The 25,859-nt window shown below is 62.0% G+C and carries 30 protein-coding genes and 1 tRNA gene; 6 read left to right on the forward strand and 25 right to left on the reverse strand.

The features are described 5' to 3' along the window. Window positions 1-3 precede the first annotated feature (3 nt). The 20 genes from rpsH to P273_RS0101820 form a co-directional block, all read right to left on the reverse strand. Entirely contained in the window at window positions 4-402 is a 399-nt protein-coding gene (rpsH, locus tag P273_RS0101725) for a 30S ribosomal protein S8 (RefSeq protein WP_024626787.1), read from the reverse strand. Window positions 403-482: 80 nt separating this feature from the next. Next, entirely contained in the window at window positions 483-668 is a 186-nt protein-coding gene (locus tag P273_RS0101730) for a type Z 30S ribosomal protein S14 (protein WP_015022346.1), read from the reverse strand. A 1-nt stretch (window position 669) separates the two neighbouring features. Beyond that, window positions 670-1,242 (reverse strand): 50S ribosomal protein L5, encoded by a 573-nt coding sequence (gene rplE, locus P273_RS0101735; protein WP_024626788.1) that lies wholly within the window; start codon window positions 1,240-1,242, stop codon window positions 670-672. Next, on the reverse strand, window positions 1,239-1,574 hold the full coding sequence (gene rplX / locus P273_RS0101740) for a 50S ribosomal protein L24 (RefSeq protein ID WP_015022348.1): 336 nt from the start codon (window positions 1,572-1,574) through the stop codon (window positions 1,239-1,241). The genes rplE and rplX overlap by 4 nt, the downstream gene beginning before the upstream one ends. Next, window positions 1,575-1,943: a 50S ribosomal protein L14 gene (gene rplN, locus P273_RS0101745; RefSeq protein ID WP_015022349.1), complete on the reverse strand. Its 369-nt coding sequence runs from the start codon at window positions 1,941-1,943 to the stop codon at window positions 1,575-1,577. A gap of 79 nt (window positions 1,944-2,022) precedes the next feature. Then, a complete protein-coding gene (gene rpsQ / locus P273_RS0101750; RefSeq protein ID WP_015022350.1) occupies window positions 2,023-2,289 on the reverse strand; it encodes a 30S ribosomal protein S17 in 267 nt (88 codons plus the stop codon). 2 nt (window positions 2,290-2,291) lie between these two features. Next, the gene (gene rpmC / locus P273_RS0101755) at window positions 2,292-2,555 is read right to left on the reverse strand and encodes a 50S ribosomal protein L29 (protein ID WP_015022351.1); all 264 of its coding nucleotides are present in this window, start codon (window positions 2,553-2,555) and stop codon (window positions 2,292-2,294) included. Continuing rightward, window positions 2,555-2,974 carry a 50S ribosomal protein L16 gene (gene rplP / locus P273_RS0101760; RefSeq protein ID WP_015022352.1) on the reverse strand — a complete coding sequence of 140 codons (420 nt, stop codon included), beginning with the start codon at window positions 2,972-2,974 and terminating at the stop codon, window positions 2,555-2,557. Before rplP ends, rpmC begins: the two co-directional genes overlap by 1 nt. Before the next feature lie 3 nt (window positions 2,975-2,977). Further along, window positions 2,978-3,823, reverse strand: coding sequence for a 30S ribosomal protein S3 (rpsC, locus tag P273_RS0101765; RefSeq protein ID WP_024626789.1), 846 nt, complete (start codon window positions 3,821-3,823; stop codon window positions 2,978-2,980). Then, window positions 3,823-4,182 carry a 50S ribosomal protein L22 gene (gene rplV, locus P273_RS0101770; protein WP_024626790.1) on the reverse strand — a complete coding sequence of 120 codons (360 nt, stop codon included), beginning with the start codon at window positions 4,180-4,182 and terminating at the stop codon, window positions 3,823-3,825. The genes rpsC and rplV overlap by 1 nt, the downstream gene beginning before the upstream one ends. A 21-nt stretch (window positions 4,183-4,203) precedes the next feature. Next, window positions 4,204-4,482 (reverse strand): 30S ribosomal protein S19, encoded by a 279-nt coding sequence (rpsS, locus tag P273_RS0101775; RefSeq protein WP_024626791.1) that lies wholly within the window; start codon window positions 4,480-4,482, stop codon window positions 4,204-4,206. A 15-nt stretch (window positions 4,483-4,497) separates the two neighbouring features. Next, a complete protein-coding gene (gene rplB, locus P273_RS0101780; RefSeq protein WP_015022356.1) occupies window positions 4,498-5,328 on the reverse strand; it encodes a 50S ribosomal protein L2 in 831 nt (276 codons plus the stop codon). Between the two features lie 35 nt (window positions 5,329-5,363). Beyond that, a complete protein-coding gene (gene rplW, locus P273_RS0101785) occupies window positions 5,364-5,666 on the reverse strand; it encodes a 50S ribosomal protein L23 (RefSeq protein ID WP_024626792.1) in 303 nt (100 codons plus the stop codon). Between the two features lie 5 nt (window positions 5,667-5,671). After that, a complete protein-coding gene (gene rplD, locus P273_RS0101790) occupies window positions 5,672-6,346 on the reverse strand; it encodes a 50S ribosomal protein L4 (RefSeq protein WP_015022358.1) in 675 nt (224 codons plus the stop codon). Between the two features lie 4 nt (window positions 6,347-6,350). Beyond that, a complete protein-coding gene (rplC, locus tag P273_RS0101795; RefSeq protein ID WP_015022359.1) occupies window positions 6,351-7,004 on the reverse strand; it encodes a 50S ribosomal protein L3 in 654 nt (217 codons plus the stop codon). Window positions 7,005-7,020: 16 nt separating this feature from the next. Then, complete coding sequence (gene rpsJ, locus P273_RS0101800; protein ID WP_006295278.1) at window positions 7,021-7,329, reverse strand: 30S ribosomal protein S10; 309 nt, start codon at window positions 7,327-7,329, stop codon at window positions 7,021-7,023. Window positions 7,330-7,614: 285 nt separating this feature from the next. Then, on the reverse strand, window positions 7,615-10,293 hold the full coding sequence (gene adhE, locus P273_RS0101805; RefSeq protein ID WP_051354096.1) for a bifunctional acetaldehyde-CoA/alcohol dehydrogenase: 2,679 nt from the start codon (window positions 10,291-10,293) through the stop codon (window positions 7,615-7,617). Window positions 10,294-10,717: 424 nt separating this feature from the next. Further along, the gene (gene rpsI, locus P273_RS0101810; RefSeq protein WP_015022361.1) at window positions 10,718-11,209 is read right to left on the reverse strand and encodes a 30S ribosomal protein S9; all 492 of its coding nucleotides are present in this window, start codon (window positions 11,207-11,209) and stop codon (window positions 10,718-10,720) included. A gap of 20 nt (window positions 11,210-11,229) precedes the next feature. Further along, window positions 11,230-11,679 carry a 50S ribosomal protein L13 gene (gene rplM, locus P273_RS0101815; RefSeq protein ID WP_024626794.1) on the reverse strand — a complete coding sequence of 150 codons (450 nt, stop codon included), beginning with the start codon at window positions 11,677-11,679 and terminating at the stop codon, window positions 11,230-11,232. A 204-nt stretch (window positions 11,680-11,883) separates the two neighbouring features. After that, entirely contained in the window at window positions 11,884-12,516 is a 633-nt protein-coding gene (locus tag P273_RS0101820) for an AbrB family transcriptional regulator (protein WP_024626795.1), read from the reverse strand. Window positions 12,517-12,623: 107 nt separating this feature from the next. On the opposite strand from P273_RS0101820, the gene P273_RS0101825 reads away from it, so the two are divergent. Further along, entirely contained in the window at window positions 12,624-13,286 is a 663-nt protein-coding gene (locus P273_RS0101825; RefSeq protein WP_024626796.1) for a YigZ family protein, read from the forward strand. Between the two features lie 209 nt (window positions 13,287-13,495). On the opposite strand, the gene P273_RS0101830 is transcribed toward P273_RS0101825, so the two are convergent. Beyond that, window positions 13,496-13,582 (reverse strand) — tRNA-Ser (locus P273_RS0101830). Window positions 13,583-13,807: 225 nt separating this feature from the next. Here P273_RS0101830 and dinB point away from each other — a divergent pair. Next, window positions 13,808-15,079 (forward strand): DNA polymerase IV, encoded by a 1,272-nt coding sequence (gene dinB, locus P273_RS0101835; RefSeq protein WP_024626797.1) that lies wholly within the window; start codon window positions 13,808-13,810, stop codon window positions 15,077-15,079. On the opposite strand, the gene dapC is transcribed toward dinB, so the two are convergent. The 4 genes from dapC to P273_RS0101855 all read right to left on the reverse strand — a co-directional run bounded on the left by dapC (window position 15,076) and on the right by P273_RS0101855 (window position 19,495). Further along, window positions 15,076-16,230, reverse strand: coding sequence for a succinyldiaminopimelate transaminase (gene dapC / locus P273_RS0101840; protein WP_024626798.1), 1,155 nt, complete (start codon window positions 16,228-16,230; stop codon window positions 15,076-15,078). The genes dinB and dapC overlap by 4 nt on opposite strands. Window positions 16,231-16,300: 70 nt before the next feature. Next, window positions 16,301-16,618: a ferredoxin gene (gene fdxA, locus P273_RS0101845; RefSeq protein WP_015022367.1), complete on the reverse strand. Its 318-nt coding sequence runs from the start codon at window positions 16,616-16,618 to the stop codon at window positions 16,301-16,303. A 57-nt stretch (window positions 16,619-16,675) separates the two neighbouring features. Further along, the gene (locus P273_RS0101850; RefSeq protein ID WP_024626799.1) at window positions 16,676-18,199 is read right to left on the reverse strand and encodes an amino acid permease; all 1,524 of its coding nucleotides are present in this window, start codon (window positions 18,197-18,199) and stop codon (window positions 16,676-16,678) included. Between the two features lie 93 nt (window positions 18,200-18,292). After that, window positions 18,293-19,495: an FAD-binding protein gene (locus P273_RS0101855; protein ID WP_024626800.1), complete on the reverse strand. Its 1,203-nt coding sequence runs from the start codon at window positions 19,493-19,495 to the stop codon at window positions 18,293-18,295. Between the two features lie 419 nt (window positions 19,496-19,914). On the opposite strand from P273_RS0101855, the gene P273_RS0101860 reads away from it, so the two are divergent. Genes P273_RS0101860 through P273_RS0101875 form a run of 4 tightly spaced genes read left to right on the forward strand, consistent with a single transcriptional unit; the run spans window position 19,915 to window position 25,828 of the window. Next, a complete protein-coding gene (locus tag P273_RS0101860) occupies window positions 19,915-20,979 on the forward strand; it encodes a uroporphyrinogen decarboxylase family protein (protein ID WP_024626801.1) in 1,065 nt (354 codons plus the stop codon). Window positions 20,980-21,029: 50 nt separating this feature from the next. Beyond that, window positions 21,030-22,220, forward strand: coding sequence for an ABC transporter substrate-binding protein (locus P273_RS0101865; protein ID WP_024626802.1), 1,191 nt, complete (start codon window positions 21,030-21,032; stop codon window positions 22,218-22,220). Between the two features lie 9 nt (window positions 22,221-22,229). Continuing rightward, a complete protein-coding gene (locus P273_RS0101870) occupies window positions 22,230-24,050 on the forward strand; it encodes an ABC transporter permease (RefSeq protein WP_024626803.1) in 1,821 nt (606 codons plus the stop codon). Then, entirely contained in the window at window positions 24,047-25,828 is a 1,782-nt protein-coding gene (locus tag P273_RS0101875) for an ATP-binding cassette domain-containing protein (protein ID WP_081709206.1), read from the forward strand. Before P273_RS0101870 ends, P273_RS0101875 begins: the two co-directional genes overlap by 4 nt. Window positions 25,829-25,859 lie beyond the last annotated feature (31 nt).

A 25,859-nucleotide genomic window follows, 5' to 3' on the forward strand; every position in this document is an offset into this window, starting at 1 on the left:
TTCTCACCATACGTAGGCGACGATTTCGCCGCCGATGCCCCTGTCGAGGCATTCCTTCTGGGTCATCAGTCCCGAGCTGGTCGAGATGATGGCGATTCCCAGCCCGCCCAGGGGCATGGGCAGGGAATCCGACTTGGCGTACCGGCGCAGACCAGGCTTGGAGACGCGCTTGATGCCCTGAATGGACTGGCGTCCATCGGGACCGTACTTGAGCGTGATCTCCAGATCCTGCCCGACGCGCGCCTCCTTGGCGCGATAATCAGCGATGAAGCCTTCACGCTTGAGAATCTGCGCGATGTTCGCCTTGAATTTGGAGTACGGCATGTCGACTGTTTCATGCTTGGCCGCACTCGCATTACGCAGACGTGTCAGCATGTCTGCGATGGGATCTGTCATTGTCATGTGGGCTTATGCCCTTCCTCGCCGTGGTTTCCGCCGCCGGGCAGCAATCTGCCTCGACCGCGGACCTTCAGCGTCGATCTTTACCAACTGGACTTCGTCACACCCGGCAGCTCGCCGCGATGGGCCTTCTCGCGAAGGCAGATGCGGCACAGGCCGAACTTGCGATAGACGGAATGAGGACGACCGCAGACCTGGCAGCGCGTGTAGCCACGCACCTTGAACTTCGGCTTGCGTGCCGCCTTGTTTCTCAGAGCGGTTTTTGCCATATCAGTTCTCCTTGAAGGGGAAGCCCAGCTGCTTGAGCAGCGCCCGGGCCTCCTGATCGTTCTTGGTGGAGGTCACCACGGTGATATCCATACCACGCTGGTGATCGATCTGATCAGGATCGATCTCGTGGAACATGGACTGCTCCGTGAGACCGAAGTTGTAGTTGCCCTGGCCGTCGAACTGACGGTCGCTGATGCCGCGGAAGTCGCGGATGCGAGGCAGTGCCAGGGTCAGCAGTCGATCCAGGAACTCCCACATGCGCACGCCGCGCAGGGTGGCGAAGGCACCGATGGCCTGTCCCTCACGCAGATGGAACTGCGCCACGGACTTCTTGGCCTTGGTGATCTTGGGCTTCTGGCCTGTGATGGCCGTCAGGTCCTTGACCGCGCCCTCAATCAGCTTGGAGTCGCGTGCCGCGGCACCCACGCCCATGGAGACCACAACCTTCTCGATCCTGGGCACCTGCATGGGGTTGGAAAACTTGAACTCCTTCTCCAGCTCGGGCACGATGCTCTCGCGGTACTGCTGCAGCAAACGAGGGACTGCCGGTGCTTCAACGGTGGTATCGCTCATGACAGCTCCTTGCCTGACTTCTTGGCGAAGCGGGTGCGCACGACCTTGACCTTGCCGTCACGCGCCTCCTCCTTGATGTTCACGCCGATGCGAGTCGGCTTCTTGGTCTCCGGGTCGATGACCATCACGTTGGAGCGATGGATGGGCGCCTCGGTCGGGACGATGCCCGACTCCTGACCCTGCTGGGTGGCCCGCACATGCTTCTTGACGATCTGAATACCCTCGACGATCAGACGGTCATTGGGCAGAATCCGCAGAACCTTGCCCTCCTTGCCGCGATCCTTGCCGCGGATGACCTTGACCTGGTCGCCTGTCTTGATCTTGGCTACCACTCAGATCACCTCCGGTGCCAGGGACACGATCTTCATGAAGCGCTTGTCGCGCAGCTCACGACCGACCGGTCCGAAGATACGAGTACCGCGGGGTTCACGGCCGGTACCGAGAATGACCGCCGCGTTCTCGTCGAACTTGATGTAGGAGCCGTCATGACGACGATGCTCCTTGACCGTACGGACGACGACCGCCTTGACGACCTCGCCCTTCTTGACCGACCCGCCGGGAATGGCATCCTTGACGGTGGCGACAATCACGTCGCCAATGCCGGCATAGCGTCGCTTCGACCCGCCGAGCACGCGGATGGCCAGAATCTCCTTGGCACCCGTGTTGTCGGCGACCTGAAGCCGCGATTCCTGCTGAATCATTGATTCTCCTTAGCCGCGCTGGTTCTCCGCAGACACCCCGCACCAGGGCGGGATGAAATGCGGAGCCTGGCCGAACTTGTTACTTGGCGCGCTCGACGATGGAGTCGAGACGCCAGCGCTTGGTCTTGCTCAGAGGACGGGTCTCCATGATACTCACGAAGTCGCCCACATGGGCCTCGTTCTTCTCATCATGGGCCTTGACCTTGCGGTTGCTGCGGACGACCTTGCCGTACAGGGGGTGGGTCGAACGCTGCTCCAGCTCTACGGTGATGGTCTTGTCCATCTTGTCGGACACGACGTAGCCGCTGCGAACCTTGCGGAAGTTGCGCTCCTGCTTGTCAGCCATGCTTACTTCTCCTCAGCTTTGCTCTCGGCCTTTGCTTCGGCGGGCTCCTGGCTGATGCCCAGCTCGCGCTCACGCAGGACGGTGTACATCCTGGCGATGTCGTGCTTGACGGCCTTGAGGCGAGAGGTGTTCTCCAGCTGACCGGTGGCCGACTGGAAGCGCAGGTTGAACAGCTCTTCCTTGGACTTCTTCAGGAAATCCTCGATCTCCGCATTGGTCTTTTCATTCAGATTCTTGATGGAATACTCGGCTGTTCCGACTGACATCAGATGTCACCGCCTTCACGTGCAATAATCCGGCACTTCATGGGAAGCTTGTCAGTAGCGCGGCGAAGGGCCTCGCGGGCCACATCCTCGCTCACGCCGCCGATCTCGAAGAGCACCCGGCCGGGGCGGACGTTGGCCACCCAGAACTCGGGCGCACCCTTGCCGGAACCCATTCGGGATCCCAGAGCGTGCTTGGTCAGGGGGCGATCCGGGAAGACCGTGATCCAGACTCGGCCACCACGCTTGATGTACCGAGTCATGGCGATACGGGCCGCCTCGATCTGCCGATTGGTCAGGTAAGCCGGAGCCAGGGCCTGGATGCCGTAATCGCCGAAAGCGATCTCGTTGCCGCCCTTGGACATGCCCGAACGACCCGGACGATGCTGCTTGCGGTATTTAGTCCTCTTTGGGATAAGCACGGCTCACTCCTTTGCTTCGGTTGCGACGGGTGCCGAGGCGGTCTGCTCCTGAGTCGCCGCCGGCGGCGTGGCCACACCGCTGTTCTGCTTGGCTGCATCCTGCTCGCGGCGGGTACGCCCCTCGGAGGGACGGACGCCACGACGAGGACGACGATCGCCGCGCCGACCGGGGCGGTTGTTCTGCTGAGCCTGCTGCTCCTCGAACTGACGCTCGGTCATATCGCCCTTGTAGATCCAAACCTTGACGCCGATGCGACCGTAGGTGGTCCTGGCCTCGAAGAAGCCATAGTCGATCAGGGCGCGCAGAGTCTGCAGGGGCACACGACCCTCGCGGTAGAACTCCGAGCGGCTCATTTCGGCTCCACCCAGGCGGCCGGACAGCTTGATCCTGATGCCCTTGGCCCCGGCGCGCATGGCATCCTGCTGAGCCTTGCGCATGGCCCGGCGGAAGGTGACGCGGTTGGTCAGCTGCTCAGCGATGCCCTGAGCCACCAGCTGGGCATCAATGGAGGCGTTCTTGACCTCGAAGATGTTCAGCTGGACCTGCTTGCCGGTGATCTTCTCCAGCTTGGCGCGAACACGCTCGGCTTCGGCGCCGCGACGGCCGATGACAATGCCCGGCCGGGCGGTGTGGATGTCGACGCGCACACGGTCACGGGTCCGCTCGATGACGATCTTGGAGACGCCTGCGCGCTCCAGGTCCTTGTTCATCTCCTTGCGGATCTTGTCGTCCTCAAGCACGAAGTCGCTGTAACGCTCCCCCGCCTTGTTGGAGTCGGAGTACCACTTGCTGCGGTGCTCCTCGGTGATGCCGAGTCGGTACCCAAACGGGTTGATCTTCTGCCCCATTATCGGGCTCCTTCCTTGTCGGCCACCACGACGGTGATGTGGCTGGTCCGCTTGTTGATGCGGGCCGCACGACCCTGGGCGCGGGCACGGAACCGCTTCAGGGTGGTTCCCTCGTCCACGTAGGTCTCACGAACCATCAGCTCGTTCTCGCGGAAGGGCTGATTGGCCTTGTCCGCCTTGACACGAGCGTTGGCGATGGCGCTCTCCAGGCACTTGCGGACCGGAACGGCCGCGTCCTGGGGGGCGAACTTCAGAATGGTCACGGCCTCGGTCGCCTGCTTGCCTCGGATGAGGTCGACGACGCGGCGAGCCTTGCGAGGCGTCACGCGAACGTGACGTGCAATTGCCTTAGCTTCCATGTGTCTCTACTCTCCCTCGCCTCAGCGGCGTGCTTTCTTGTCGTCCTTCACGTGACCCCTGAAGGTCCGGGTGGGGGCGAACTCGCCGAGCTTGTGGCCGACCATTGCCTCGGTGACGAAGACCGGGACATGCTTGCGGCCATCGTGCACAGCGAAAGTGTGCCCGATGAAGTCCGGGATGATCATGGAACGACGGGACCAGGTCTTGATGACGTTCTTGGTGCCCTTCTCGTTCTGCTCGTCGACTTTCTTCTGCAAGTGGGCGTCGACGAATGGGCCCTTCTTGATGCTACGAGTCATCTTTCCGACACTCCCTTACTTGCGGTTCTTACCATTTGGACGACGACGCACGATCATCTTGTTGGAGGCCTTCTTGGGCCTGCGGGTGCGAACCTCGCCCTTGCCCCAGGGAGACACTGGCGGCTTGCCGCCACGGGTGCGTCCGCCATGCGGGTGGTCGACCGGGTTCATGGATTCACCACGGGTGATAGGCCTGCGTCCCATCCAGCGGGCACGTCCTGCCTTGCCGAGCTGGACGTTGGCGTGGTCGTTGTTGCCGACTTCGCCCACCGTTGCACGGCAGCGGGAGTCGACGTTGCGAATCTCGCCGGAGGGCATACGCAACTGGGCGTAGGCCCCGTCCTTGGCCACCAGCTGGACGGCAGCACCGGCCGAGCGGGCGATCTTGGCACCGCCCAGGGGCCGCAGCTCAATGGCGTGGACGATGGTGCCGGTGGGGATGTTGCGCAGAGGCAGGTTGTTGCCGGGCTTGATGTCGGCCTGAGGACCGGTCTCGATGACGTCGCCCTGCTTGATGCCCTGCGGGGCGATGATGTAGCGCTTCTCGCCGTCTGCAAAGTGGAGAAGGGCAATGCGGGCCGAGCGGTTGGGATCGTACTCGATCTCAGCCACCTTGGCGGGCACGCCGTCCTTGTCCCAACGACGGAAGTCGATGAGACGGTACTGGCGCTTGTGCCCGCCGCCACGGTGGCGGCTGGTGACGCGACCATAGGAGTTACGTCCGCCGGTCTTGCTCAGCTTGCGAACCAGCGACTTCTCGGGCTTGGAGCGCGTGATTTCGGCGAAGTCCGAAACCGAGGCGTTGCGACGGCCCGCGGTCGTCGGCTTGTATGTACGGATAGCCATAATCTAGTTCTTCCTTAACTTTTCTCGGCTAGCCTTCAGTTGTTGGTACCGAAGACATCGATCGACTGGCCCTCGGCCACCTTGACGATGGCGCGCTTCTCAGCGACGCGACGACCCCAGCCCGTACGGGTCCGGGTCCGCTTGCCCTGCCGATTGAGGGTGTTGACCGATGTGACCTTCACGTTGAAGATCTGCTCGATGGCCTGCTTGATGGCGACCTTGTTGGCATCAGGGTCCACCACGAATGTGTACTGGCCGCGGTCCGAGTTGGCGTAGCTCTTCTCGGAGACGACCGGACGCAGAATGATGTCGTGTGCTGGCTTGTGAATAGCTGCCATGAAAATCAGGCCTCCTTGACGGTCTCAGACTTGGCGCCGCCCTTGACAGCCAGGAAGGCATCGAAGCCATCCTTGCTGAAGACGACATCCTCGGCCGTGACCACATCGTAGGTGTTGAGCTGATCGGCGAAGAGGACATGGACGGTGGGCAGATTCCTGACGGAGAGCCACTCGTTGATGTTCTCGCGGGACAGCACGACAGTGGTGAATCGGTTGTCGACCAGGGGCAGCAGTGCTGCCTTGGCGGCCTTGGTGGACGGGGTCTCGCCAATGCCGAAGTCGACCACGTGCACGCGTCCGGCGTTGACCCGGTCGGACAGGACGTAGCGCAGGGCTGCAGCCTTCATCTTCTTGGGAGTGCGCTGGGAGTAGTCACGCGGCTGCGGGCCGTGGACAATGGCGCCACCGGTCCACTGGGGAGCACGGATGGAGCCCTGACGAGCACGACCGGTGCCCTTCTGCTTCCAAGGCTTGCGGCCGCCGCCGGAGACGGTGGACCGGGTCTTGACCGAGTGTGTGCCCTGGCGGGCCGCAGCCAGCTGGGCCACGACCACCTGGTGGATCAGCGGCACATGCGAGCGGACATCCTCCTCGGCGATGCCGAAGATCTGCTCGGGTGCATCCACGGTCCCGGTGTTCTTGCCCTGGGCGTCGGTGATGTTCAGAGTCAACTTAGCCATGGTTTCAGGCTCCCTTCACTGCCGAACGAACCAGGACGATGGCGCCGCGGGGCCCGGGCAGGGCACCCTTGATGGCGATGACGCCCTTCTCGGCATCTGCGGAGACGATGGTCAGGTTCTGGACGGTCGAGGTGTCATGACCCATACGGCCGGCCATCCGCTTGCCCTTGAGGATGCGGCTGGGCGTGGCGCAGGCGCCCACTGAACCGGGACGGCGCTCGTTCTTGTGCGAGCCGTGGGTGCGGCGGTAGGACTTGAAGCCCCAACGCTTGATGGTGCCGGCAAAGCCCTTGCCCTTGGTGGTGCCTGTCACATCGACCTCGCTGCCCTCGGGCAGCAGATCCAGGCCCAGCTCCTGGCCGGGCTGATAGCTGTCGGCATCGGCGGTGCGGACCTCGACCAAGTGGCGACGCGGGGTCACTCCGGCCTTGGCGAAGTGTCCAGCCAGCGGCTTGGTCACCTTGGTGGGGTCGATCTGACCGTAGCCGATCTGGATGGCCTGGTAGCCGTCCTTTTCCTGATTCTTGACCGCGGTCACCACGTTGGTGGACACATCCACCAGGGTCACCGGGACGAAGAAGCCGTTCTCGTCCCAGACCTGGGACATGCCCAGCTTGCGGCCCAGGAGAGCCTTGCGGTTCCTCTGCTCTTCAGCCATGCGGTTTCCTCCTCCCCTACAGCTTGATCTCAATGTTGACGTCCGCCGGCAGATCGATGTGCATCAGCGAATCCACAGCCTTGGGCGTGGGATCCACGATGTCGATCAAGCGCTTGTGGGTGCGCATCTCGAAGTGCTCGCGGGAGTCCTTGTACTTATGAGGAGAACGGATGACGACATACACGTTCTTCTCAGTCGGCAGCGGAACGGGGCCAACCACAGTTGCGCCCGCGTTCGTCACCGTCTCGACGATCTTCTTCGCCGATTGGTCGATGACCTCGTGGTCATAGGACTTTAGCCTGATGCGGATTTTCTGTCCCGCCATTGCCGTCCGCCCTTTCTAGCGATCTATGAACTGATTACCCAGTCTGTTTCGAGGGCACGGAACGACAGCCACAGGAGACATTCCTCCCGACAGGCCTCAGCCGGATCCATGCGCAGCCGTGGAGAATCCCGTGGGGATGGGACTCCTCGCTGCACCCGCTATTGTGATTGACAAAATGCGAGCCCAAAACAGGCAACTTTCTTATTAAAGCACGAGGGTTCCCCTAGAAGAATCCGGGCGTGTCGCGCCGCTTCCAGGGGAATCCTCGACTCAATTCCGGCCCTGTCAGGCCCGCTGGGAGGCCTCCTGTGCCACATCCTCACCCTGGCGGGCGACCCTCATCCGGTGGCCCTCCTCCTGGCTGACCCCGTAGTAGGCTGCCACCGCGATGTCTTTCATGTCCTCAATCAGCGGAATGCGGGGGTTGGCGGGCGTGCACTGGTCCTCATAGGCCCGCATGCCGATCTGATCCAAGGACTGCCAGTAGAGGTCTTCATCCACTCCGGCAGCCTGGAAGGAGGCATCCATGCTCAGGCGCTCGTCCCTGTAGGATTCCACAGCACGGGCCAAGAGCTCCACCCCCTCCTCAGGAGTAGCGGATTCGATACCCAGCACATGGGCCAGCTGCCTGTAGCGCTCCGGGGCCACATACTCGCTGTACTTGGGCCAGCTGGTCGGCTCCTCCGGGATGCGTCCGTTGTAGCGGATCACATAGGGCAGGAGGATGGAGTTGGCGCGCCCATGGGCCACATGGCAGAGGGCTCCGATAGTATGCGCCATGCCGTGGCACATACCCAGGAAGGCCGAGCCGAAGGCCATGCCCGCCATGGTCGCCGCATTGTGCATCTTCTCCTGGGCGCGTACCTTGACCTCGCCGCCCGCGGTGCCCACGGCAGGCTCCAGGTTGTCCCAGATCAGCTTGGCCGCGTGCAGGGCCATGGCGTCGGTGTAGTCATTGGCGTAGACCGAGACGAAGGCCTCCATGCAATGGGTCAGGGCATCGAAGCCCGAGTCGCAGGCAAGCCTCTTGGGCTGGGTACGGGCCAGAACCGGATCCACGATGGCCACGCTGGGGGTCAGGGCGTAGTCGGTAATGGGGTACTTGTATCCGGTCTTATGGTCGGTGATGACCGCGAACGGGGTGACCTCCGAACCTGTGCCCGAGGAGGTGGGAATGCAGACCAGCTTGGCCTTGGTGCCCAGCGGCGGAATCTTGAAGGCCCGCTTGCGGATGTCGAAGAACTTCTCGCGGACATCGGCAAAGGAGATCTCCGGATGCTCATAGAGCAGCCACATGATCTTGGCCGCGTCCATGGGACTGCCGCCGCCCACGGCGATGATGGTGTCGGGACCGAACTCATCACGCATCATAGTCGCGCCGCGCTCCACCGTCTCGACGCTGGGCTCCGGCTCTACGTAGTCGATGATGCGGAAGGTGACCGGCTCGGGCCGGGCCCGCAGCTGGTCGATGATCTTGTCAACGATTCCCAGCTGCTCCATGACCCTGTCACATACGATGACGGCACGACGGATGCCGAACATGTCGCGCAAGTAGCGGACGGAGTTGGGCTCGAAGTAGGTCTTGGCCGGCACCTTGAACCACTGCATGTTGTTGTTCCTCCGAGCAATCCGCTTGATGTTGATCAGATTGACCGCCTGGACGTTCCCCGAGACCGAGTTGCCGCCGTAGGACCCGCAGCCCAGGGTCAGGGAGGGGGCGATGGCGTTGTAGATGTCGCCAATGCCGCCCAGGGAGCTGGGCTGGTTCCAGACAATCCGACAGGCGTGCATGCGCTGGCCGTACTCGCGCACCAGCCTCTCGTCATCGGTATGGATGGCCGCCGTGTGCCCGGCGCCGTAGCGCAGCATCTGCTCGCAGAGGGTGAAACCTTCCTCCTTATTGCTGGCCTTGAGCACGGCCTGCACCGGAGCCAGCTTCTCCAGGGTCAGGGGTTCCATGGGGCCGACCTGGTCGCATTGGGCTGCCAGGATGGTCGCATCCTCGGGGATCTCGAAGCCGGCCTGGCGGGCGATGAACTGGGGGGACTTGCCCGGTACCTCGGAGTTGAGCCTGGGGGCGGGAGCATCAGCACCGGCATGGGCCCGCACGCCGAACATGTACTCCTCCAGCTTGGCCTTCTCCTCAGGGTTGACGAAGTAGGCCTTGCGCCGCTTCATCTCCTCGACCACCCGGTCATGCACATCCTGATGGGCGATGATGGCCTGCTCTGTGGCGCAGATCATGCCGTAGTCGAAATGCTTGGACAGGATCAGGTCGTTGACGGCCCGTGGGACGTTGACCCTGCGATCCACATAGGCCGGGGCATTGCCTGCTCCTACACCCAAGGCAGGCTTGCCCGAGGAGTAGGCGGCCTTGACCATACCGGTACCGCCGGTGGCCAGAATGGTGGCCACGCCGGGGTGCTGCATGAGCGCACCGGTGGCCTCGACCGAGGGGTGTTCGATCCACTGGATGCAATCCTGCGGTGCGCCTGCCTCGATGGCGGCGTCGCGGACGATCCTTGCCGCCTCCACCGAGCAGCGCTGGGCGTAGGGGTGGAATCCGAAGACGATGGGACAGCGGGTCTTCAGGGCCAGCAGCGATTTGAAGATGGCTGTCGAAGTGGGGTTGGTCACCGGGGTCACGCCAGCCACGACTCCAACCGGCTCGGCCACCTCGATGATGCCGTCCACATCGTTCTCACTGATGATGCCCACAGTGCGCTGCCTGGCCAGGTAGTTGGTCACATGCTCGCAGGCGAAGATGTTCTTGGTGGCCTTGTCTTCCACCAGGCCTCGTCTGGTCTCCTCGACGGCCATCTGTGCCAGGGGCAGGTGCTGGTTCAGGGCCGCGATCGAGGCCTTGGCCACGATCCGATCCACCTGTTCCTGGTCGAGCTCCTCAAAGGCGTGCAAAGCCGACTGCGCTCGGACGACCAGGGCATCCACCTCTCTGCGGGCCAGCTCAGTGCTGTCGGCCCGGGCGCCTTCCCTGCCGGCTTCTGGCTCCTTCAGTTGATGGTCATGCTTCTGTTTCTGCGTTCCAGCCAAGATATTGGCCCTCCTCATGTTCCGCGAATACCGATGAGGGCCAGCAGAAAGTCTGAGACGGTCTCAGACCGCGCCGGTCCACGAAAGGCATCCGTCATAACGTGACGAAAGTCACAATATAGACCAGAGGGGGCACCTTTGAGCCCCAGGATGAGCGAACGTTCGCTTGAAGCGTGTCGTGTGGGAATTCGTGGTTTTTCTGGTCATTTTCCGCACCTGAACGTGCACTTTGCCGTTCGCTTCAGACTGGGCCGTCCAGGTATGAACAGGCATGAATCCAGGCACGAAAAATCCCCAAGGTCCGGGGGAACCTCGGGGATGGAAGAAACTGCAGACGTCAGCGCTTGGAGAACTGCGGTGCGCGACGGGCCTTGTGCAGACCGGCCTTCTTGCGCTCCACCACGCGGGCGTCACGAGTCAGGAACCCGGCCTTCTTCAGAGCAGGACGGTTGGCGTCCCTATCGATGGCGTTCAGGGCACGTGCGACGCCCAGACGGACTGCGCCGGCCTGGCCGGTCACGCCGCCGCCCTCGACGCGCACAACCACATCGAACTTGTTCTCGAGCTTGAGCAGCACAATGGGCGAGTTGACCTCACGCTGGTGCAGCTTGCTGGGGAAGTACTCCTCCAGGGTGTGTCCGTTGATGCTCCACTTGCCAGAGCCCGGAATCAGACGGACGCGGGCGACTGCCTCCTTGCGGCGGCCGGTGCCGTAGCCCGGCTCGATGGCGGAGGTGCCGGTACCTGCACCGGCGTTGGTCTCGGAAGTGTAGGAAGCGCTGGTCTCCTCGGCCTCAAGAACCGCGGAGCTGTTGTTGTTGTCAGCCATGGTGATTATCTCCTCTGGTCCTACTTGGCCTGCTGGGCGACCTGATGGATCTTGTACTCAATGGGCTGCTGCGAGGTGTGAGGATGTTCCTCGCCTGCGAAGACCCGCAGCCTGGTCAGCTGAACCTTGGCCAGCTTGTTCTTGGGCAGCATGCCCTTGACCGCCGTCGTGATGATGCGCTCGGGGTTGTGCTCCATCAACTGCCCATAGGAGTCGCGACGCAGACCGCCAGGACGGCCGGAGTGGGTGTAGAGCACCTTGTCGTTCTTGTTGCCCGTCAGCACCATCTTGGACGCATTGATGACGATGACGTTGTTGCCGGAGTCGGCGTAGGGCGCATAGGTGGGCTTGTTCTTGCCGCGCAGCAGATCGGCCACCTGAGCTGCCAGACGCCCCAGCACCACACCGGAGGCGTCGACGATATACCAGTCATGTGTCAGATCGGCTGGTTTCGGGGTGAAAGTCTTCACGATTCAACCTTTTCCTTGCATTGTGTTTCGGGCTCTCCGCGCCGCATGCTGCCATGCTGGCCGAAAGCCATGTATTCCGTGGGCTCCCTGAAAGTCCTAGACGGCGAGTGGGAAAAGCGCTTTGAGGACCCCTTAGGGAAACACAACAATCCATTATTGTAACGCCTGAGTGCCGTTCGTCAAAATTCGCGTCGGCCCCAAGTTTCAGCGCGAGGCGGCTGCCCGTGCCACCTGCCCATCAGGGTCCTTGCGCAGAGCCTCAAGGGTCGCCTGCCCGGTGTTGGGATTCAGGGCCACCGCCCGGCGGACCATAGCGGCCAGCACATGGGGGGCATTCTGCTCGTCGCGAGTGCCCAGGGCCCCCAGAAAGTCCAGGGTATCGGCATCGGTGCGCTCATCCTGGGCACCCTCCAGGCGCATCTTCCAGGAGGTCATGGGATTGGTCAGCGCAGCAGCCCTGACTCCGGCGTCCTGGTCCTTGGTGAGCAGACCGGCCAGCCAGTTCTTGTCATCCTTGTTGGCAGCCACCGCCCGGCGGACATCTGCGCTGGAATCCTGGGAGAGCTTGACCAGAATGTTGGGGAAGGGCATGGTCTGCGCCAGGTAGACCCTGTCCTCCACCGGCGTGTGCTCATTGCCAGCCACCGCCTCCAGCAGTGCCGTGAAGCGTGAGAAGGCGGCCTGGTCGGACCTGTCGGGCAGGGGACTACGGGCGAATTCGTGCAGCTCGGCCGTATCTGTGGAGTGCCTGAGCCTTTCATAAAAAACGGTCAGGGCCTCATGGGGCTTGCCGGGTGATGGGGATTCGGTTTCCGGTTGGTCCTGGGGATTGGTCATGCGGTCAGCTTAGGTCGCCTCCTTGATATCAGACCCGGCCCGAGATCCCCTTTAGCATGGAGATAATGCAAGAACCGAGGAGACGATAAGCATAGGAGGCAAGCCGATTGCTCACCATACTGGATACGCCGCAGAAACCGGCTACGGGCTCCCTGACTGAGCGGAAGTCCGAGTTCATCGGCCAGGCCTGCCATGTGGAGGATCAGGAGGCAGCCATGGCCTTCGTCCAAGAGGTCCGCCTGCAGCACCCCAAGGCCCGGCACGTCTGCCACTGCGCGATCTGGGGACCGGAGGGCCGCACCAGCGAACGCATGAGCGATGACGGGGAGCCCTCGGGAACGGCCGGCAAGCCCATACTTGAGGTCATGCGTCGGCAGGGGGTGACGGACTGCGTCCTGACGGTGACCCGTTACTTCGGAGGGATCCTTCTCGGGTCAGGGGGGTTGATCCGGGCCTACTCCTCAGCAGCCTCTTTGGCACTCAAGTCGGCAAAGCAGGCACGTGTGCTCCCGACCCAGCGATTCACGATCACCGTGGACTATTCGGAGTACGATCCCCTGCGCCGTCTGATCCGCACCTCCGGGGGGCAGGTGGAGACCGAGGACTTCACTGATCAGGTCCAGCTGACCTACGACCTGGAGCCCGCCGCAGTGTCAGCCTTCCATGGTCGGCTGGACGACCTTCTGCAAGGCCGGGCTCAGCCGAGCGCATTGGGCGAAGGCCGCAGGCTGATCCCCCTGTCCGGGGACCAGGCTTCGTCTGCCTCATGACTGTCGGGAGGGTCATGCAACCATTGCTCGGTTGCAGCCTTACCCGCCGGACAGACTCATACCGCACGCCGTCGCTCTTCCGCCAAGTAGACCGCGACCTTCCAGACCCGAGCTCCACAAAGGATATGGGAATAAGCACCTTTGGCAATGAACGCCAGTAATGAATAAGACCGGCGATCGTGCAAGATCAGCGATCACCGGTCATCAGGCGGAGACGAGGAGATTCGAACTCCTGGACCGCTTGCGCAGTCAACACCTTAGCAGGGTGCCCCTTTCGGCCACTCAGGCACGTCTCCATGCAGGCTCCCGATTCAGGACCTAGTCCCAAAGTCTCGAGAACAAAACAATAGAATACCATGATAGACCGACCTGACTCGCCGGTGCGACAGGGTGCAATGCGGCACAGGGCGGATTCGTTCATTTTCATGGATAAAAACCATAAATGTGAATCTTTTCCAAGAATTTACGACTGAGAATAATTTATTGCATGTTCCTCTGGGACCCCCTTCTATCATGGAGCCATGAGTACCGCACCAAGGCTTGCAGCCGCCAAGAAAGACTGGGGACATGACGAGACCGGCTGCACGGTGCTGCACATTGACATGGATGCCTTCTACGCCTCCTGCGAAGTCGCCCGACACCCTCAATTGCAGGGCCGGCCGGTCATCATCGGCACCGGACGGCGTTCGGTGGTCTCTGCGGCCAGCTATGAAGCCCGGGCTTTCGGCATCAACTCGGCCATGCCTCTGGCACGTGCCGAACGACTGTGTCCTCAAGGGGTCTTCCTCCCGGTCGACATGACCTATTACCGGAATATCTCACGAAGGATATTTGATACGGTTTTCTCACGAATTACTGATCAGATCGAGCAAGTCTCAGTAGACGAGTGCTACATGGACGTGTCCGGGGCACTCATGCGCTGGGGCATGCCCACGGCCATAGCCCGATGGATTCGAGCCAGCGTGGCCCGCCAATTCCACGTGACCTGCTCGGTGGGCATCGCCACCAACAAATTGGTAGCCAAGATGGCCTCCACCAACGCCAAGCCCGACGGCATGCTGCTGATTCCCAAGGCCCGACAGGCCGAGTTCGTCCAGCTGATGCCCCTGCGCGGCATCCCCGGCATCGGACCGGCCTTGGAGAAGCGGCTCAACGCCTGGGCCATCAAGGACGTGGCCGACCTGGCTACCATGAGCGAGCGGGATCTGACTAGAGCCACAGGTTCGAACCTTACAGCCAGGAAGCTGGCACAGGCCTCCCACGGACTGGACGACGATCCTGTCCAGCCGCGAGCGCCAGAGAAGTCCCTAGGTGCGGAACGCACCTTTCTGCACGACACCACCAGCATGAAGCAGGTCTGCGACCTCCTGCGCGTCTGCAGCAACGAAGTGGCGACCGGACTGCGATCGCACGACCTGATCGCCCGAACCATCACCGTCAAACTACGCTTCGATGACCTGCGCTATATGACCAAGGCCCACACCCTGGAGACCCCGGTCAACTCAGCCAACCGCATCTATCCGCAGGCAGTCGGTCTGCTCAAGGCCATGCTGGGGCTGCCCGATGGTGTGCCCATGGACACACCCCTGCCCAGGCTGATCCGCCTGGCCGGTGTCAGCGCATCCGGTCTGAGCCGGGTGGAGGACACGCCCATCCAGCCATCCTTGGATGACATCATCCACGAGAGCAAACGCCGCACCGGCAGCGAGGCCCAGCGCCTGGATCAGGCAGAGGCCACCATGGACTCCATCAGGAGCCGCTACGGCAAGGGCTCGGTCACCATGGGCCTCTAAGCCGCGCTCCGCAGACGCCCCAGGGCCAGCTCCAGCTGCTCGTCAGTGATGGTTGACGAAAATCGCAGATAGTGGCCATCCCCGTAGAACTCCCCGGGACTGGCCAGAATACCCATACGGGATAGGTCTGCCATATCGGCCCAACAGTCGCCCGAGCGGGCTTGTGCCCAGATATATAGGCCGCCCTGCGGCATGACGGCATCATATCCGTAAGATCTGAGACCTTCAGCCAAGGCATGCAGGCGGCGTGCATAGACTTCGCGCTGGGCCATCACAGCATCGCCATCCTCCAAGGCGGCCCGCATGGCCCGTTGCACCGGACCTGGCACAATCAGCCCCACCTGCTTGCGGTAGGCGGTCATGGCCTCCACGAGATGAGCATCTCCCGCCACCAAAGCTGCCCTATATCCGGCCATGTTGGACTGCTTGCTCATCGAGTACAGGCAGAGTATCCCGCTGGCATCGCCGCCACAGACTTGGGGCTCTAGGATGCAAGGCGAGGCGGTGATCTGCACATCCTGCCCGACCTGGGCGGGTTCTGACCAATCCAGGAGGGCGTAGCACTCATCGCTCAGAACCGTGGCCCCTATCGAACGGGCCGCCCGTACAATCTTCGCCAGCCCGGCTCGATCGATGATCCGCCCACTGGGGTTGCCAGGCGAATTGACCCATATTGCTCGCACGCCGGGCAGATTCACCCATGAATCCGTATCAGTCGGATCGTCCACGGTCGTCAGCTGGGCCCCAGCCAGCTGGGTTCCGATGGCATAGGTGGGATAGGATACCGTCGGCTGCACCACCCGGTCCCCCGGTCCCAGATGCAGAAGGGAGGCCATGAGCGCCACCGCCTCCTTGGACCCGACCGTGGGCACCAGATCCGCGCCAAGAGCATTCAGATCTACCCCCCGGCGACGACGGAACCAGTCGGCCGCGGCCTGCCTCAGAGATCCATCACCGGCAGTTTTGGGATAACCCCGTGCCTGACCATCATCCGAAGCGGCAGCCAAGGCATCCCTGACAGACCTGGGTACAGGGTCCACCGGCGAACCTACCGACAGATCGACCAGACCGCCGGGGCATTGCTCAGCACGCCGCCGATAGGAGTCAATCCTCGACCAGTCGTAGGGGGATTCGAAGGAGTGGAAACCCATGGTCAGCCTTTCTCGTATAAATAAGCCGCGGAGGGATGGCTCCCATCCGCGGCTCGTCAGCCTGAATCGACTACTTGTTTGGGGGCAGGGCTGCCACACCCTCCGGATCATGATCGTAGGGGCCGACCGCAGCAGCGCCGCCGGCATCCCCCACCTGGGCGAAGAAATCAGTCGCCGCATCCTTGTACCAGGTCCACTCCTCGGGCAGATCATCCTCGTAGAAGATGGCCTCTACCGGGCAGACCGGCTCGCAGGCGCCGCAGTCCACGCACTCGTTGGGATTGATGTAGAGCGAACGGACGCCCTCGTAGATGCAGTCCACCGGGCATTCGTCCACGCAGGCCTTGTCCTTGACGTCCACGCAGGGCTGAGCGATGACGTAGGTCATGGGTTACCTCCTGAGTATGCGAGTATTCACTCTACACTGCAGCGCCGACGCTCCAGGTCAGTCCAGACCGGCCTGGGTGGCCTTGGATATCTTCCCGCTGAGCTGATGACGACCGAGCAGGGAGTGCCGGTAGGAATAGCCGAAGTAAATGGCCAGGCCTGCAGCCAGCCAGACCACGAATCGAATCCAGGTCAGCACGGTCAGGTTGAGCATGAGCCAGAGGCAGGCCAGGGCGATCAGAATGGGCACCCAGGGGTTGCCGGGCATCTTGAAGGACCGGGGCAGATCAGGCCGGCGCTTGCGCATGATGGGCAGGGAGATGGCCACCAGAAGGAAAGCCGAGAGCGTGCCGATGTTGACCATGTCGGACAAGACGTCTATGGGGAAGCAGGATGCCACCACGGCAACCACGATGCCACCCAGGATCTGAATGCGGGCCGGGGTGCCATGGCGGCCGGTGCGGGACAAGGCACGCGGAAGAAGCCCGTCGCGGCTCATGGCGAAGACAATGCGGGTCAGCCCCAGCAGGAGCACCATGACCACGGTGGTCAGCCCCACCACGATGCCGAAGGAGATGATCTTGGCAGCCCAGGGAGCCCCCACCATCTCGAAGCCGGTGGCCAGTGAGGGGTTCTTGGCCTTGGCAAGATCCTTGTAGGAGACCATGCCGGTGGTGACGATGGCGACCAGGATGTACAGGGTGATGACGATCAGCATGCCCAGGCCGATTCCGCGGGGAATGGTCTTGTGGGGCTCCTTGGCCTCCTCGGAGGTGGTGGCGACGATATCGAAACCCACGAAAGCAAAGAAGACCAGGGCCGCGCCTGAGAGGATGCCGGGGATACCGTAGATGGTGGGCTGCATGCCAGAAACCCACTGCCAAAGGGGTTGGCCCATGATCCCTGGCACGCTGGCACCCGGAACGGCAGAAGCAGGCTCAGAGGGCGGGATGAAGGGCCGGTAGTTGTCCAATTTGACGTAGAAGAAGCCCACCACGATGACGAAGACCACAATACCGATCTTGAGGACGGTCAGGGCACCGTCGAACCGGGCTGAAAGCTTGGTGCCCAGGACTAGAAGGACCGTGAAGAGGGTGACGACCGCCAGCGGAGCCAGGTCCACATCCAGGCCACCCAGATGGAAGCTGGAGCTGAAGGAGGTACCGCCCATCAGGTGGATGAAGTCGTTCAGGTAGACACCCCAGTACTTGGAGATCACCGATGCGGCCATGAGCATCTCCAGAATCAGGTCCCATCCGATGATCCAGGCCACCAGTTCGCCCATGGTGTTGTAGGTGAAGGTGTAGGCCGAGCCTGAAACCGGGATCATGGAGGCGAACTCCGCGTAACACATGACGGCCGCAGCACAGACGATGCCTGCGATGACGAAGGAGATAATGACGGCCGGACCCGCATGGAAGGCCGCTGCCTGGGCTCCCACCGAGAAGATGCCGGCGCCCACGGCCACTGCGACGGCCATGATGGCCAGATCCCAGGTGGTCAGCGTCCGCTTGAGCGACCTGCCCTCCTCCCCGGTCTCTGCCAGGGTCTGTTCAACCGATTTCTTCCTGAATAACTCCATCTTGCTCCCGACTCACGTGTCCCGCTCCGGCCAGTAATCATAGGATATGGTGTCGTACAAAACCGAAATACGCTCATCAGGTGAAAGCAGGAGCTACCAAGCCAGATCGATGCCAGGGGTAACAGGCTCGGGAATCAGGCGGATGCCGAAGGTGGAATCCACGCCTTTCTGGATGGCACGGGCCAGGGCCACCATGTCATCGGAACCGGCACCTCCGCGGTTGGTCAAAGCCAGTGTGTGTACGTCGGACAGGGCGGCAGCCGACGTCTCCTCCAGGGCGAATCCCTTGTGGAAGCCTGAATGATCGATCAGCCAAGCCGCTGAGGTCTTGACCAACGCTGAGTCTTCGACAGGATAGCGCGGGGCATCCACCGGTAGGGCATCCGCGGCCTCAGGGCTGATGATCGGATTGGTGAAGAAACTCCCGCAACTATGACGGTCAAGCAGCACCCGCTCGCCCCTGGGGCCGTGAAGGTCATCCTGGACTGCCTCCAGAGCTTCTTCCAGGTCGGAGGTTCGACGGCAGGATCCCATCCAATCGGTCAGGTACCGGTAGGGATCCTCCAGCATCCCCTTGCCTGCTCTGACGGTCAGAACCGCCCGGCGGATCCGCTCCAGGGGAAGGGTTGCCCCAACCTCCACACCCAAGGCCTTAGCCAGCTGGGCGGAACCCACCTGAGCGGCGGACCCATGTCGTAGGACCAGGGTAACCGAAAGGACCACGTAGCGCGGCGTGGGGAAGAACCGTGCGTCAGGCACAGCCGGCGCCTGATACATGGTCTGCTTGAGCAGGGAGGTCCTGTATCCGAAATCCAGATCCGAGGCCCGCAGATAGGCAGTGACCTTGTCCTGGCGGTCCCAGACCTCGACCGAGTCAACCAGGCGGCCGACCTCCTGGCCGTATGCGCCGATGTTCTGGACCACCGAGGCCCCGACAGTCCCGGGGATGCCGGATAGGCCCTCTACCCCGATCAGGTGCATGCGCACGCAGTAGGAGACCAGATCATCCCAGTTGGTCCCAGCCGTTGCGTTAATGTGAACAACAGGAGCACCACCTTCAGGCGGAGCCACCTCGTCGGGCACGCTGATGTCCTGACGGGTGTCACGCACAACCACGCCGGGAAAATCCTGGTCGGAGGCCAGCAGGTTGGATCCCCCGCCGATCAGGCAGAGGGGCAACCCCTTGGAATCCGCGTCCTCCACAGCCTCGATCATGCCCACACGGCTTTGGGGCTGAACGAAGGCGGCCATGCTCCCGCCCACACCCACAGTGGTGATATCGGCAAAGGTCGGAATGGTGTCTCTGGAGGATACGTCAGACATGCAATTCACTGTATCATCGTTCCCTTATGAGGGCCTCTCCCGAGCAGGAGCCATGCCAGACCTGAAATGCCCTTGTCGCCCTTGGCGATCATCAATCGGTCATACTCGGATAGCAAAGCAAGGACATCAAGGTGACTGCGAAGTCCTGTCTGACCCCCCTATCAGCTTTTCCTATAGCTTTCGCAAGACCCGCGCAGGGTCAGGGGACGATTAGCGGCGATAGATATTACCTATATGCCAGGTCGTTGACGGGCCTGCTTCCTGGGGGTTTTATGTGACAAGAGCTTTGGGAAGGGGAATCTCCAAAGCCCTGTTTCCGGACGAAGGGCACCGGAACCACCTGGACACCTGACCGGGCGTTCATAGGACACATACCAGGAAATGAGCATGCAATGACAGAAGACAGAAGAACCCAGTTCCACCAGATAGCCCATGGCCAGGGGAACCAAGCCTGGCTGACCTCCGCCTGGCAGCACCACATCGGACACGAGTACGGTGCTGAGAATTTTGCCGCAGCCACCTTGGACTTCGTTCGCAAGTGGGATTGGGACTGGGTCAAGATCAACCCGAGGGCCATCTACTACGCCGAGGTCTGGGACGCAGTCTACGACAGGGATCACTATGATTGGCTGATCCTGCGCACCGTCCGCACGGCCATCCAGGAGGCCGGGGATATCGCCCGCATCGACTATCGCGACCCTGAAACCAACAAGGTGCTCCAAGAGCAGATCCAGGCCGCCAGAGGCATCCGAGACGGCCTTGAGGACCGAGCAGTCATCGACACGGTCTTCTCCCCGCTCTCGGTCCTCCTTCAGTTGGCCGATCTCCCCCTCTATCCCGAGGGGCAGGGCTCCGCGCAGGAGGATGACAGGGGTCTGAACAGACAGACGCTGATCTTCGACCAGCCCGAGGCGGCCAAGTCGGCGCTGGACAACATCGCCCGGACCCTTGCCGACTACGCAGCCCTGCTGGTCAGCCGCAAGGAGCAGGGCGGGGCTGGTCTGGACGGCATCTTCTTCGCCGAGACGGGTCTGGCCAGCCATGGCTACTTCAACCAGGCGCAACTGGAGGAATGGGCCAAGCCCTATGACCGGATCGTGATCCAAGCAGTCAGACAGGCCAATCCGGAAGCCCTGGTCCTGGTGCATACCTGCCGGGAGGATGCCCATCCCGAAGAATTCACCGACCTGAATCCCGATTTTCTCCACTGGGACCAGTTCCGCCCAGGCAATCCTGAAATCAGCACCGACTTTCCAGCGGTACCCGTGGGAGGAGCCGACTTCGAACTCTTCAACCCAGGCGGCGATGTAAACCAGATCCGCGAGGAATTGGACCAGACCATCCAGGCTCGTCAAGGCCGTCCCTTCCTCCTGGCACCTTCATGCACCATTCCAACGCCCGCCGACGAGGAGGCCCTGCGGGTTCTGAGCGGAACCCGGGCCCCCAAGGAACTCTGAAGCCACAAACAACCCACCGACATCAACCGTCAAACTCCAAGGGAGACATCATGGTCATCACATCAAAGCAGCACCGGCAGCACAGTGGCACCATCAGGGCAATGGTTGCCCTCATGACCACCATGGCCATGGCCGGAGCGCTGTCGGCCTGCGGATTGGGAGGCGACAAGGGCTCCTCCGCAGGATCGTCAGACCATGTGACCATCGCTGCCATCTACCCTAAGACCGGTCTTTACGCCGAGTACGGAAAGATGTTCCAGCAGGGCTTCGACCTGGCCAAGGACCAGGTCAACAAGAAGGGCGGAATACAGGGCAAGCGCCTGGACATCGACTACTACGACACCCAATCAGATGCCAAACAGGATGCCGCCGTCGCCCCAAAGATCGCCTCCGATAAATCAGTCATCGCCGTTGTGGGCGACTACTCCTCGCCGGCCTCTTCAGCCGCATCGCCTATTTTCCAACAGGCCGGGCTGGTTCATTACGGCTTCAACAACTCCTCGCCGACCTTCACGAATTCGGGCGATCATGTATGGACACCTCAAATATCGCAGAAGACCTACCAAGAAGCCAACGCTGAGGCGGTGTCCAAGCGAGCCAAGAAGATCTCCGTCGTCTATATAGAAAACGACTGGGGGAAGGAATCCTTCCAGTACTTCAAGGAGGCTGCGGAACGGCTCGGGGTGCAGATCGTCTACCAGTCCTCCTATCTGCCCGATTCCACGGACCTGACTCCAATACTGATCCCGGCCAAGAATGCCGCCCCCGAGGCCGTGGTGGACATCGGTTACGGACCAGATGGGGCGCTGATCGCCAACACCCTTCGGGACAAACTGGACTATAAGGGACCCTTCTTCGGCGGTCAGGAGACCAAGGAGTTCCTCTCCCTGACCGGAGCGAACGCCCAAGGGGCCATCATTACCGGCGTCTTTTCGGCAACAGGCACCAAGGATGCGAAAGCCAAAGCCTTCGTCAAGAGCTTTGAGGACCGGTATCACACCGTCCCCGGCAACTTCGAAATCACTGCCTACCAGGCCATCAAGGACCTGGCCTACGCGGGCGAGAAGACCAGCCCCACTAGGGAGGGCATCCAGGAGGCCCTAAGCAAGGTCAAGGACTTCCCGCTCTACCAGGGCCAGGGAGGGACTTTCCGGTTCAACACCAAGACCCGCCGGGCAGATACGATCAAGCCCATCCTCCTTCAGGTGGATCAGGGCAAATTCAAACAGATCGAGGAGTGAGCAGCGATCATGGTCGAGACGCTCTTTTCCGGACTCATCCACGGCGGCGTATACGCCCTGGCCGCCGTGGGTATGTCCCTGGTCTTCGGAGTGACCAATGTGGCCAACTTCGCACAAGGATCCCTGGTAGCGGTCGGGATGATGACGGCCTGGTGGGTAGGCTCCTCCCTAGGCTGGGGACTCGTTCCCACCATCCTGGCCGTCGTCCTGGTCACGGGCCTGGTCGGCCTGATCACCAACCTCCTGGTCATCACTCCCCTGGAGGGTCGGCAACCGATCGCCTCCCTCCTGGGCACCGTGGGTCTAGGACAGGTCCTGGATAACGGGATGCAGCTGATCTTTGGCTCTCAGACCAGGCCCTTCCCCCAGCTGTTGCCCACCCACAACCTGCATGCGCTGGGCATCAGCTTCGGCACCTCCGACCTGGTCATGGGTCTGGTGGCCCTGGCCAGCATGGCTGCGCTCTGGGCCTTCCTGACCTACGGCAGGACCGGACAGGCCATCAGGGCCACCTCCCAGGATTCCCAGGCCGCATTGCAGATGGGAGTACCGGTCACCTCCATTCGCACCATAGCCTTCGTTATCGGCTCGGTCTTGGCTGGTATCGCCGGAATTTTCATCGGTCTGTTCAAGACGAATATCAACCCCATGGACGGCAACGCCATCGGCATGACGGCCTTTGTGGCCGCCGCCATCGGCGGACTGGGCTCCATCCCCGGAGCCATTATCGGCGGCCTGGTACTGGGTTTGGCCGAGGCCGTAGGCGTAGGACTCTTCGGCGATGGTGTGCATGATCTAATCACCTTCGGCACCCTTCTGCTGGTTCTGATCCTCAAACCCTCAGGATTCCTGGGCCGCAAGGCAGACATGGGCAAGGAGCCCATGACCGGAACCCTCCCGGAAGCCGCCAGACCCATCCGACTGCCACTTTGGGCCAACCTCGGCCTTGCGGCAGCCGCTCTGGCCACCCCCTTCATTTTCTCCGACCATCTGGCCGGCATCGGGACCCAGGTTGCCATATACGCCATTGCCGCAGTGGGCCTGACGCTGATCTCGGGCTCGGCCGGGCAGACCATACTGGGGTTGGCGGGACCTGTGGCCGTGGGAGCCTACGCTTCGGCTCTATTGACCATGCGTCTGCATTGGCCTTTCACGCTCTCCCTGCTGGGCGCGGCTGTCATCGCCGCCCTGGCCGCATCCCTGCTGACATTCCCGGTATGGAAGCTCAGTGGCCACTATGTGGCTATCGCCACCATAGGGGTGGGAGCAGTCATGGTCGCCATCATCCGCATCTGGGAACCTCTGACCAGGGGCTCGCTAGGTCTGCAGGGCATTCCGCTGCCAACATTCCTGGGCAAGCCGCTCTACACCCAGCAGATGCAGTACCTACTGGACCTGATCGTTCTTCTACTAGTCCTCGCAGTGATCTCTCGGATCAGGTCCTCACACCTGGGTCACGTCTTCGAAGCCATCGGCGAGGACGGACAAGCGGCCTGGTCCCTGGGGATCAGGACAGGGGCCTACAAGGCGCTGGCCTACGCCCTGGCATGCGGATCGGCGGGTATCGCTGGTGCTCTGCTGGCGCACCAATACACCTACATCGATCCGACCCTCTTCAACCCGACCATGTCGACCCTGATTCTGACCATCATCGTCCTGGGCGGCATGAAGTCCCCGACCGGAGCCGTGATCGGCTCCCTGATCCTGGTAGGGGCCCCTGAACTGCTGCGCATCCTGCCCGAGGTGAGAATCATGGCCTACGGACTCGTCCTGATCATCTTCATCATCTGCAGACCACAGGGTCTGTTCTCAACCAAAAGGAGGGCATGATGACGGGCAGCCGACACAATACCGAACCCGTACGCGACAGTCCCGATCAGCCCCTGCTCAGCGTGCGCAATCTGAGCAAGAGCTTCCAGGGACTGCAGGCAGTGGCCGAGGTGAACATGGATCTGGCATCCGGCCAGGTGATAGGCATTATCGGCCCCAACGGATCAGGCAAGTCCACGACCATCAACCTGATCTGCGGCTTTCTCAAGCCCGACTCGGGCCAGATCAGCCTTAAGGAACGCACCGTGACCGGCCTGCCCGCTACGGACATGGCCGAGCAGGGGGTGTCCCGCACCTTCCAGAACGGCAGGGTCTTTCCGACCATGAGCGTTGAGGAGAATGTGGCTGTAGGGTTCCATAGACGCCTGGAAGCCCGCAGACCCTTTCGCCGCCTGGAGCGGTGGCCCATCCTGCGATGGATCCCCCTGCTGACGCAGACCTGGCTGACGCTGATGCCCGGTCCCGCCTGCCGGAGGGAGGCGGTCGTCGAGCGCAAGGCCGTCCAGTCCGAAATCGACAGATTCAGCGAGCGCCTGGAGGAACATCGCACCCAGGCCGCCTACACACTCTCCTACGCCAACCGGCGCCGCACTGAGATAGCCAGAGCCCACGTCAGCTCCCCCGACATCCTGGTTTTGGACGAGCCCACGGCAGGAATGAACCAGTCGGAGACGGCCGAGGTGCTGCAACAGCTCCTGGAGCTCAAGGCCCACGGGCAGACCATGCTCCTGGTGGAGCACAAGATCGACCTTATCGAAGCACTGTGCGACCAGGTCATCGCCATGGACGGCGGCAGGATCATCGCCTCCGGACCTCCCAAGCAGGTCAGTGCCGATCCCCGCGTCATCGCCGCATACCTGGGCGACCGCAGACCCCGCAACGATGCCCCCATGAACGGGCAGGCAGATGTTCTGGCCCGGCAGAACGCCCTGGCTCCGGCCACCGTTGTAGAACCGATCGATGGCCAGGATTCCGACAGCACAGGAACCAAGCTAAAAACCAAAGCTGAGTCGTCTGATGACAATGAGGGGAAGCCAACCACCGAGGGGGATCGAACCTTGCTCTCCCTGGATGCCGTGGATGTGAGCTATGGCCCGGTCAAGGCCCTGGACCATGTCAGTCTTCGCGTTCCCCAAGGCGGCATCGTCTCCCTCCTGGGCGGAAACGCTTCAGGCAAGTCCACAACCATGAAGACCATCCTGGGCCTGCTCGCTCCAAAGGAGGGAACCATCCGTTTGGATGGACGGGAAATCACCCACACCCCCACCAAGGATCGGGTCCGTTCCGGAATCGCCTCGGTGCCTGAGGCGAGAAGGGTCTTCGCCGCCATGAGCGTGGAAGAGAACCTGCGCATGGGTGCCTACACCCAAAGGGAACGCAGTCAGATTGAGCAGGATCTGGAAGCTATATATGAGCGCTTCCCCCGCCTGGCCGAACGTCGTGGGCAGCAGGCCGGCACCCTTTCAGGAGGCGAACAGCAGATGCTGGCCTTCGGCAGGGCCCTGATGAGCCATCCCCGGTTGATATGCATGGACGAGCCGACCATGGGTCTCTCCCCCAAGCTGGTCGACCAGGTGCTTGAGCAGATCGCCTCCCTTCGGGACCAGTTGGGCATCTCCATCCTTCTGGTCGAGCAGCAGGCCGAGCTGGCCCTGTCCATCGCCGACTACGGGTACGTGCTGCAGAACGGCCTGATCCGTCTGGAGGGGCCCGCCCGACAGCTCTTGAATGATGAACGTGTCCGCCAGGCATACCTGGGCAAGGCAACCTCCCGATAGCGGGCAATAAGGAACACCTATGAGCGGAGCC

It is taken from the genome of Bifidobacterium sp. A11 (genome assembly GCF_000499185.1).
In the GTDB taxonomy this organism is placed as follows: Bacteria; Actinomycetota; Actinomycetes; order Actinomycetales; family Bifidobacteriaceae; genus Bombiscardovia; species Bombiscardovia mizhiensis.

Excerpts from the sequence above, each read along its gene's own strand:
- rpsH (WP_024626787.1), bottom strand. The coding sequence starts at position 402 with ATGACAATGACAGATCCCATCGCAGACATGCTGACACGTCTGCGTAAT.
- P273_RS0101730 (WP_015022346.1), bottom strand. The coding sequence starts at position 668 with ATGGCAAAAACCGCTCTGAGAAACAAGGCGGCACGCAAGCCGAAGTTC.
- rplE (WP_024626788.1), bottom strand. The coding sequence starts at position 1,242 with ATGAGCGATACCACCGTTGAAGCACCGGCAGTCCCTCGTTTGCTGCAG.
- rplN (WP_015022349.1), bottom strand. The coding sequence starts at position 1,943 with ATGATTCAGCAGGAATCGCGGCTTCAGGTCGCCGACAACACGGGTGCC.
- rpsQ (WP_015022350.1), bottom strand. The coding sequence starts at position 2,289 with ATGGCTGACAAGCAGGAGCGCAACTTCCGCAAGGTTCGCAGCGGCTAC.
- rpmC (WP_015022351.1), bottom strand. The coding sequence starts at position 2,555 with ATGTCAGTCGGAACAGCCGAGTATTCCATCAAGAATCTGAATGAAAAG.
- rpsC (WP_024626789.1), bottom strand. The coding sequence starts at position 3,823 with ATGGGGCAGAAGATCAACCCGTTTGGGTACCGACTCGGCATCACCGAG.
- rplV (WP_024626790.1), bottom strand. The coding sequence starts at position 4,182 with ATGGAAGCTAAGGCAATTGCACGTCACGTTCGCGTGACGCCTCGCAAG.
- rpsS (WP_024626791.1), bottom strand. The coding sequence starts at position 4,482 with ATGACTCGTAGCATCAAGAAGGGCCCATTCGTCGACGCCCACTTGCAG.
- rplB (WP_015022356.1), bottom strand. The coding sequence starts at position 5,328 with ATGGCTATCCGTACATACAAGCCGACGACCGCGGGCCGTCGCAACGCC.
- rplW (WP_024626792.1), bottom strand. The coding sequence starts at position 5,666 with ATGGCAGCTATTCACAAGCCAGCACACGACATCATTCTGCGTCCGGTC.
- rplD (WP_015022358.1), bottom strand. The coding sequence starts at position 6,346 with ATGGCTAAGTTGACTCTGAACATCACCGACGCCCAGGGCAAGAACACC.
- rplC (WP_015022359.1), bottom strand. The coding sequence starts at position 7,004 with ATGGCTGAAGAGCAGAGGAACCGCAAGGCTCTCCTGGGCCGCAAGCTG.
- rpsJ (WP_006295278.1), bottom strand. The coding sequence starts at position 7,329 with ATGGCGGGACAGAAAATCCGCATCAGGCTAAAGTCCTATGACCACGAG.
- rpsI (WP_015022361.1), bottom strand. The coding sequence starts at position 11,209 with ATGGCTGACAACAACAACAGCTCCGCGGTTCTTGAGGCCGAGGAGACC.
- P273_RS0101820 (WP_024626795.1), bottom strand. The coding sequence starts at position 12,516 with ATGACCAATCCCCAGGACCAACCGGAAACCGAATCCCCATCACCCGGC.
- dinB (WP_024626797.1), top strand. The coding sequence starts at position 13,808 with ATGAGTACCGCACCAAGGCTTGCAGCCGCCAAGAAAGACTGGGGACAT.
- dapC (WP_024626798.1), bottom strand. The coding sequence starts at position 16,230 with ATGGGTTTCCACTCCTTCGAATCCCCCTACGACTGGTCGAGGATTGAC.
- fdxA (WP_015022367.1), bottom strand. The coding sequence starts at position 16,618 with ATGACCTACGTCATCGCTCAGCCCTGCGTGGACGTCAAGGACAAGGCC.
- P273_RS0101850 (WP_024626799.1), bottom strand. The coding sequence starts at position 18,199 with ATGGAGTTATTCAGGAAGAAATCGGTTGAACAGACCCTGGCAGAGACC.
- P273_RS0101860 (WP_024626801.1), top strand. The coding sequence starts at position 19,915 with ATGACAGAAGACAGAAGAACCCAGTTCCACCAGATAGCCCATGGCCAG.
- P273_RS0101865 (WP_024626802.1), top strand. The coding sequence starts at position 21,030 with ATGGTCATCACATCAAAGCAGCACCGGCAGCACAGTGGCACCATCAGG.
- P273_RS0101870 (WP_024626803.1), top strand. The coding sequence starts at position 22,230 with ATGGTCGAGACGCTCTTTTCCGGACTCATCCACGGCGGCGTATACGCC.
- P273_RS0101875 (WP_081709206.1), top strand. The coding sequence starts at position 24,047 with ATGATGACGGGCAGCCGACACAATACCGAACCCGTACGCGACAGTCCC.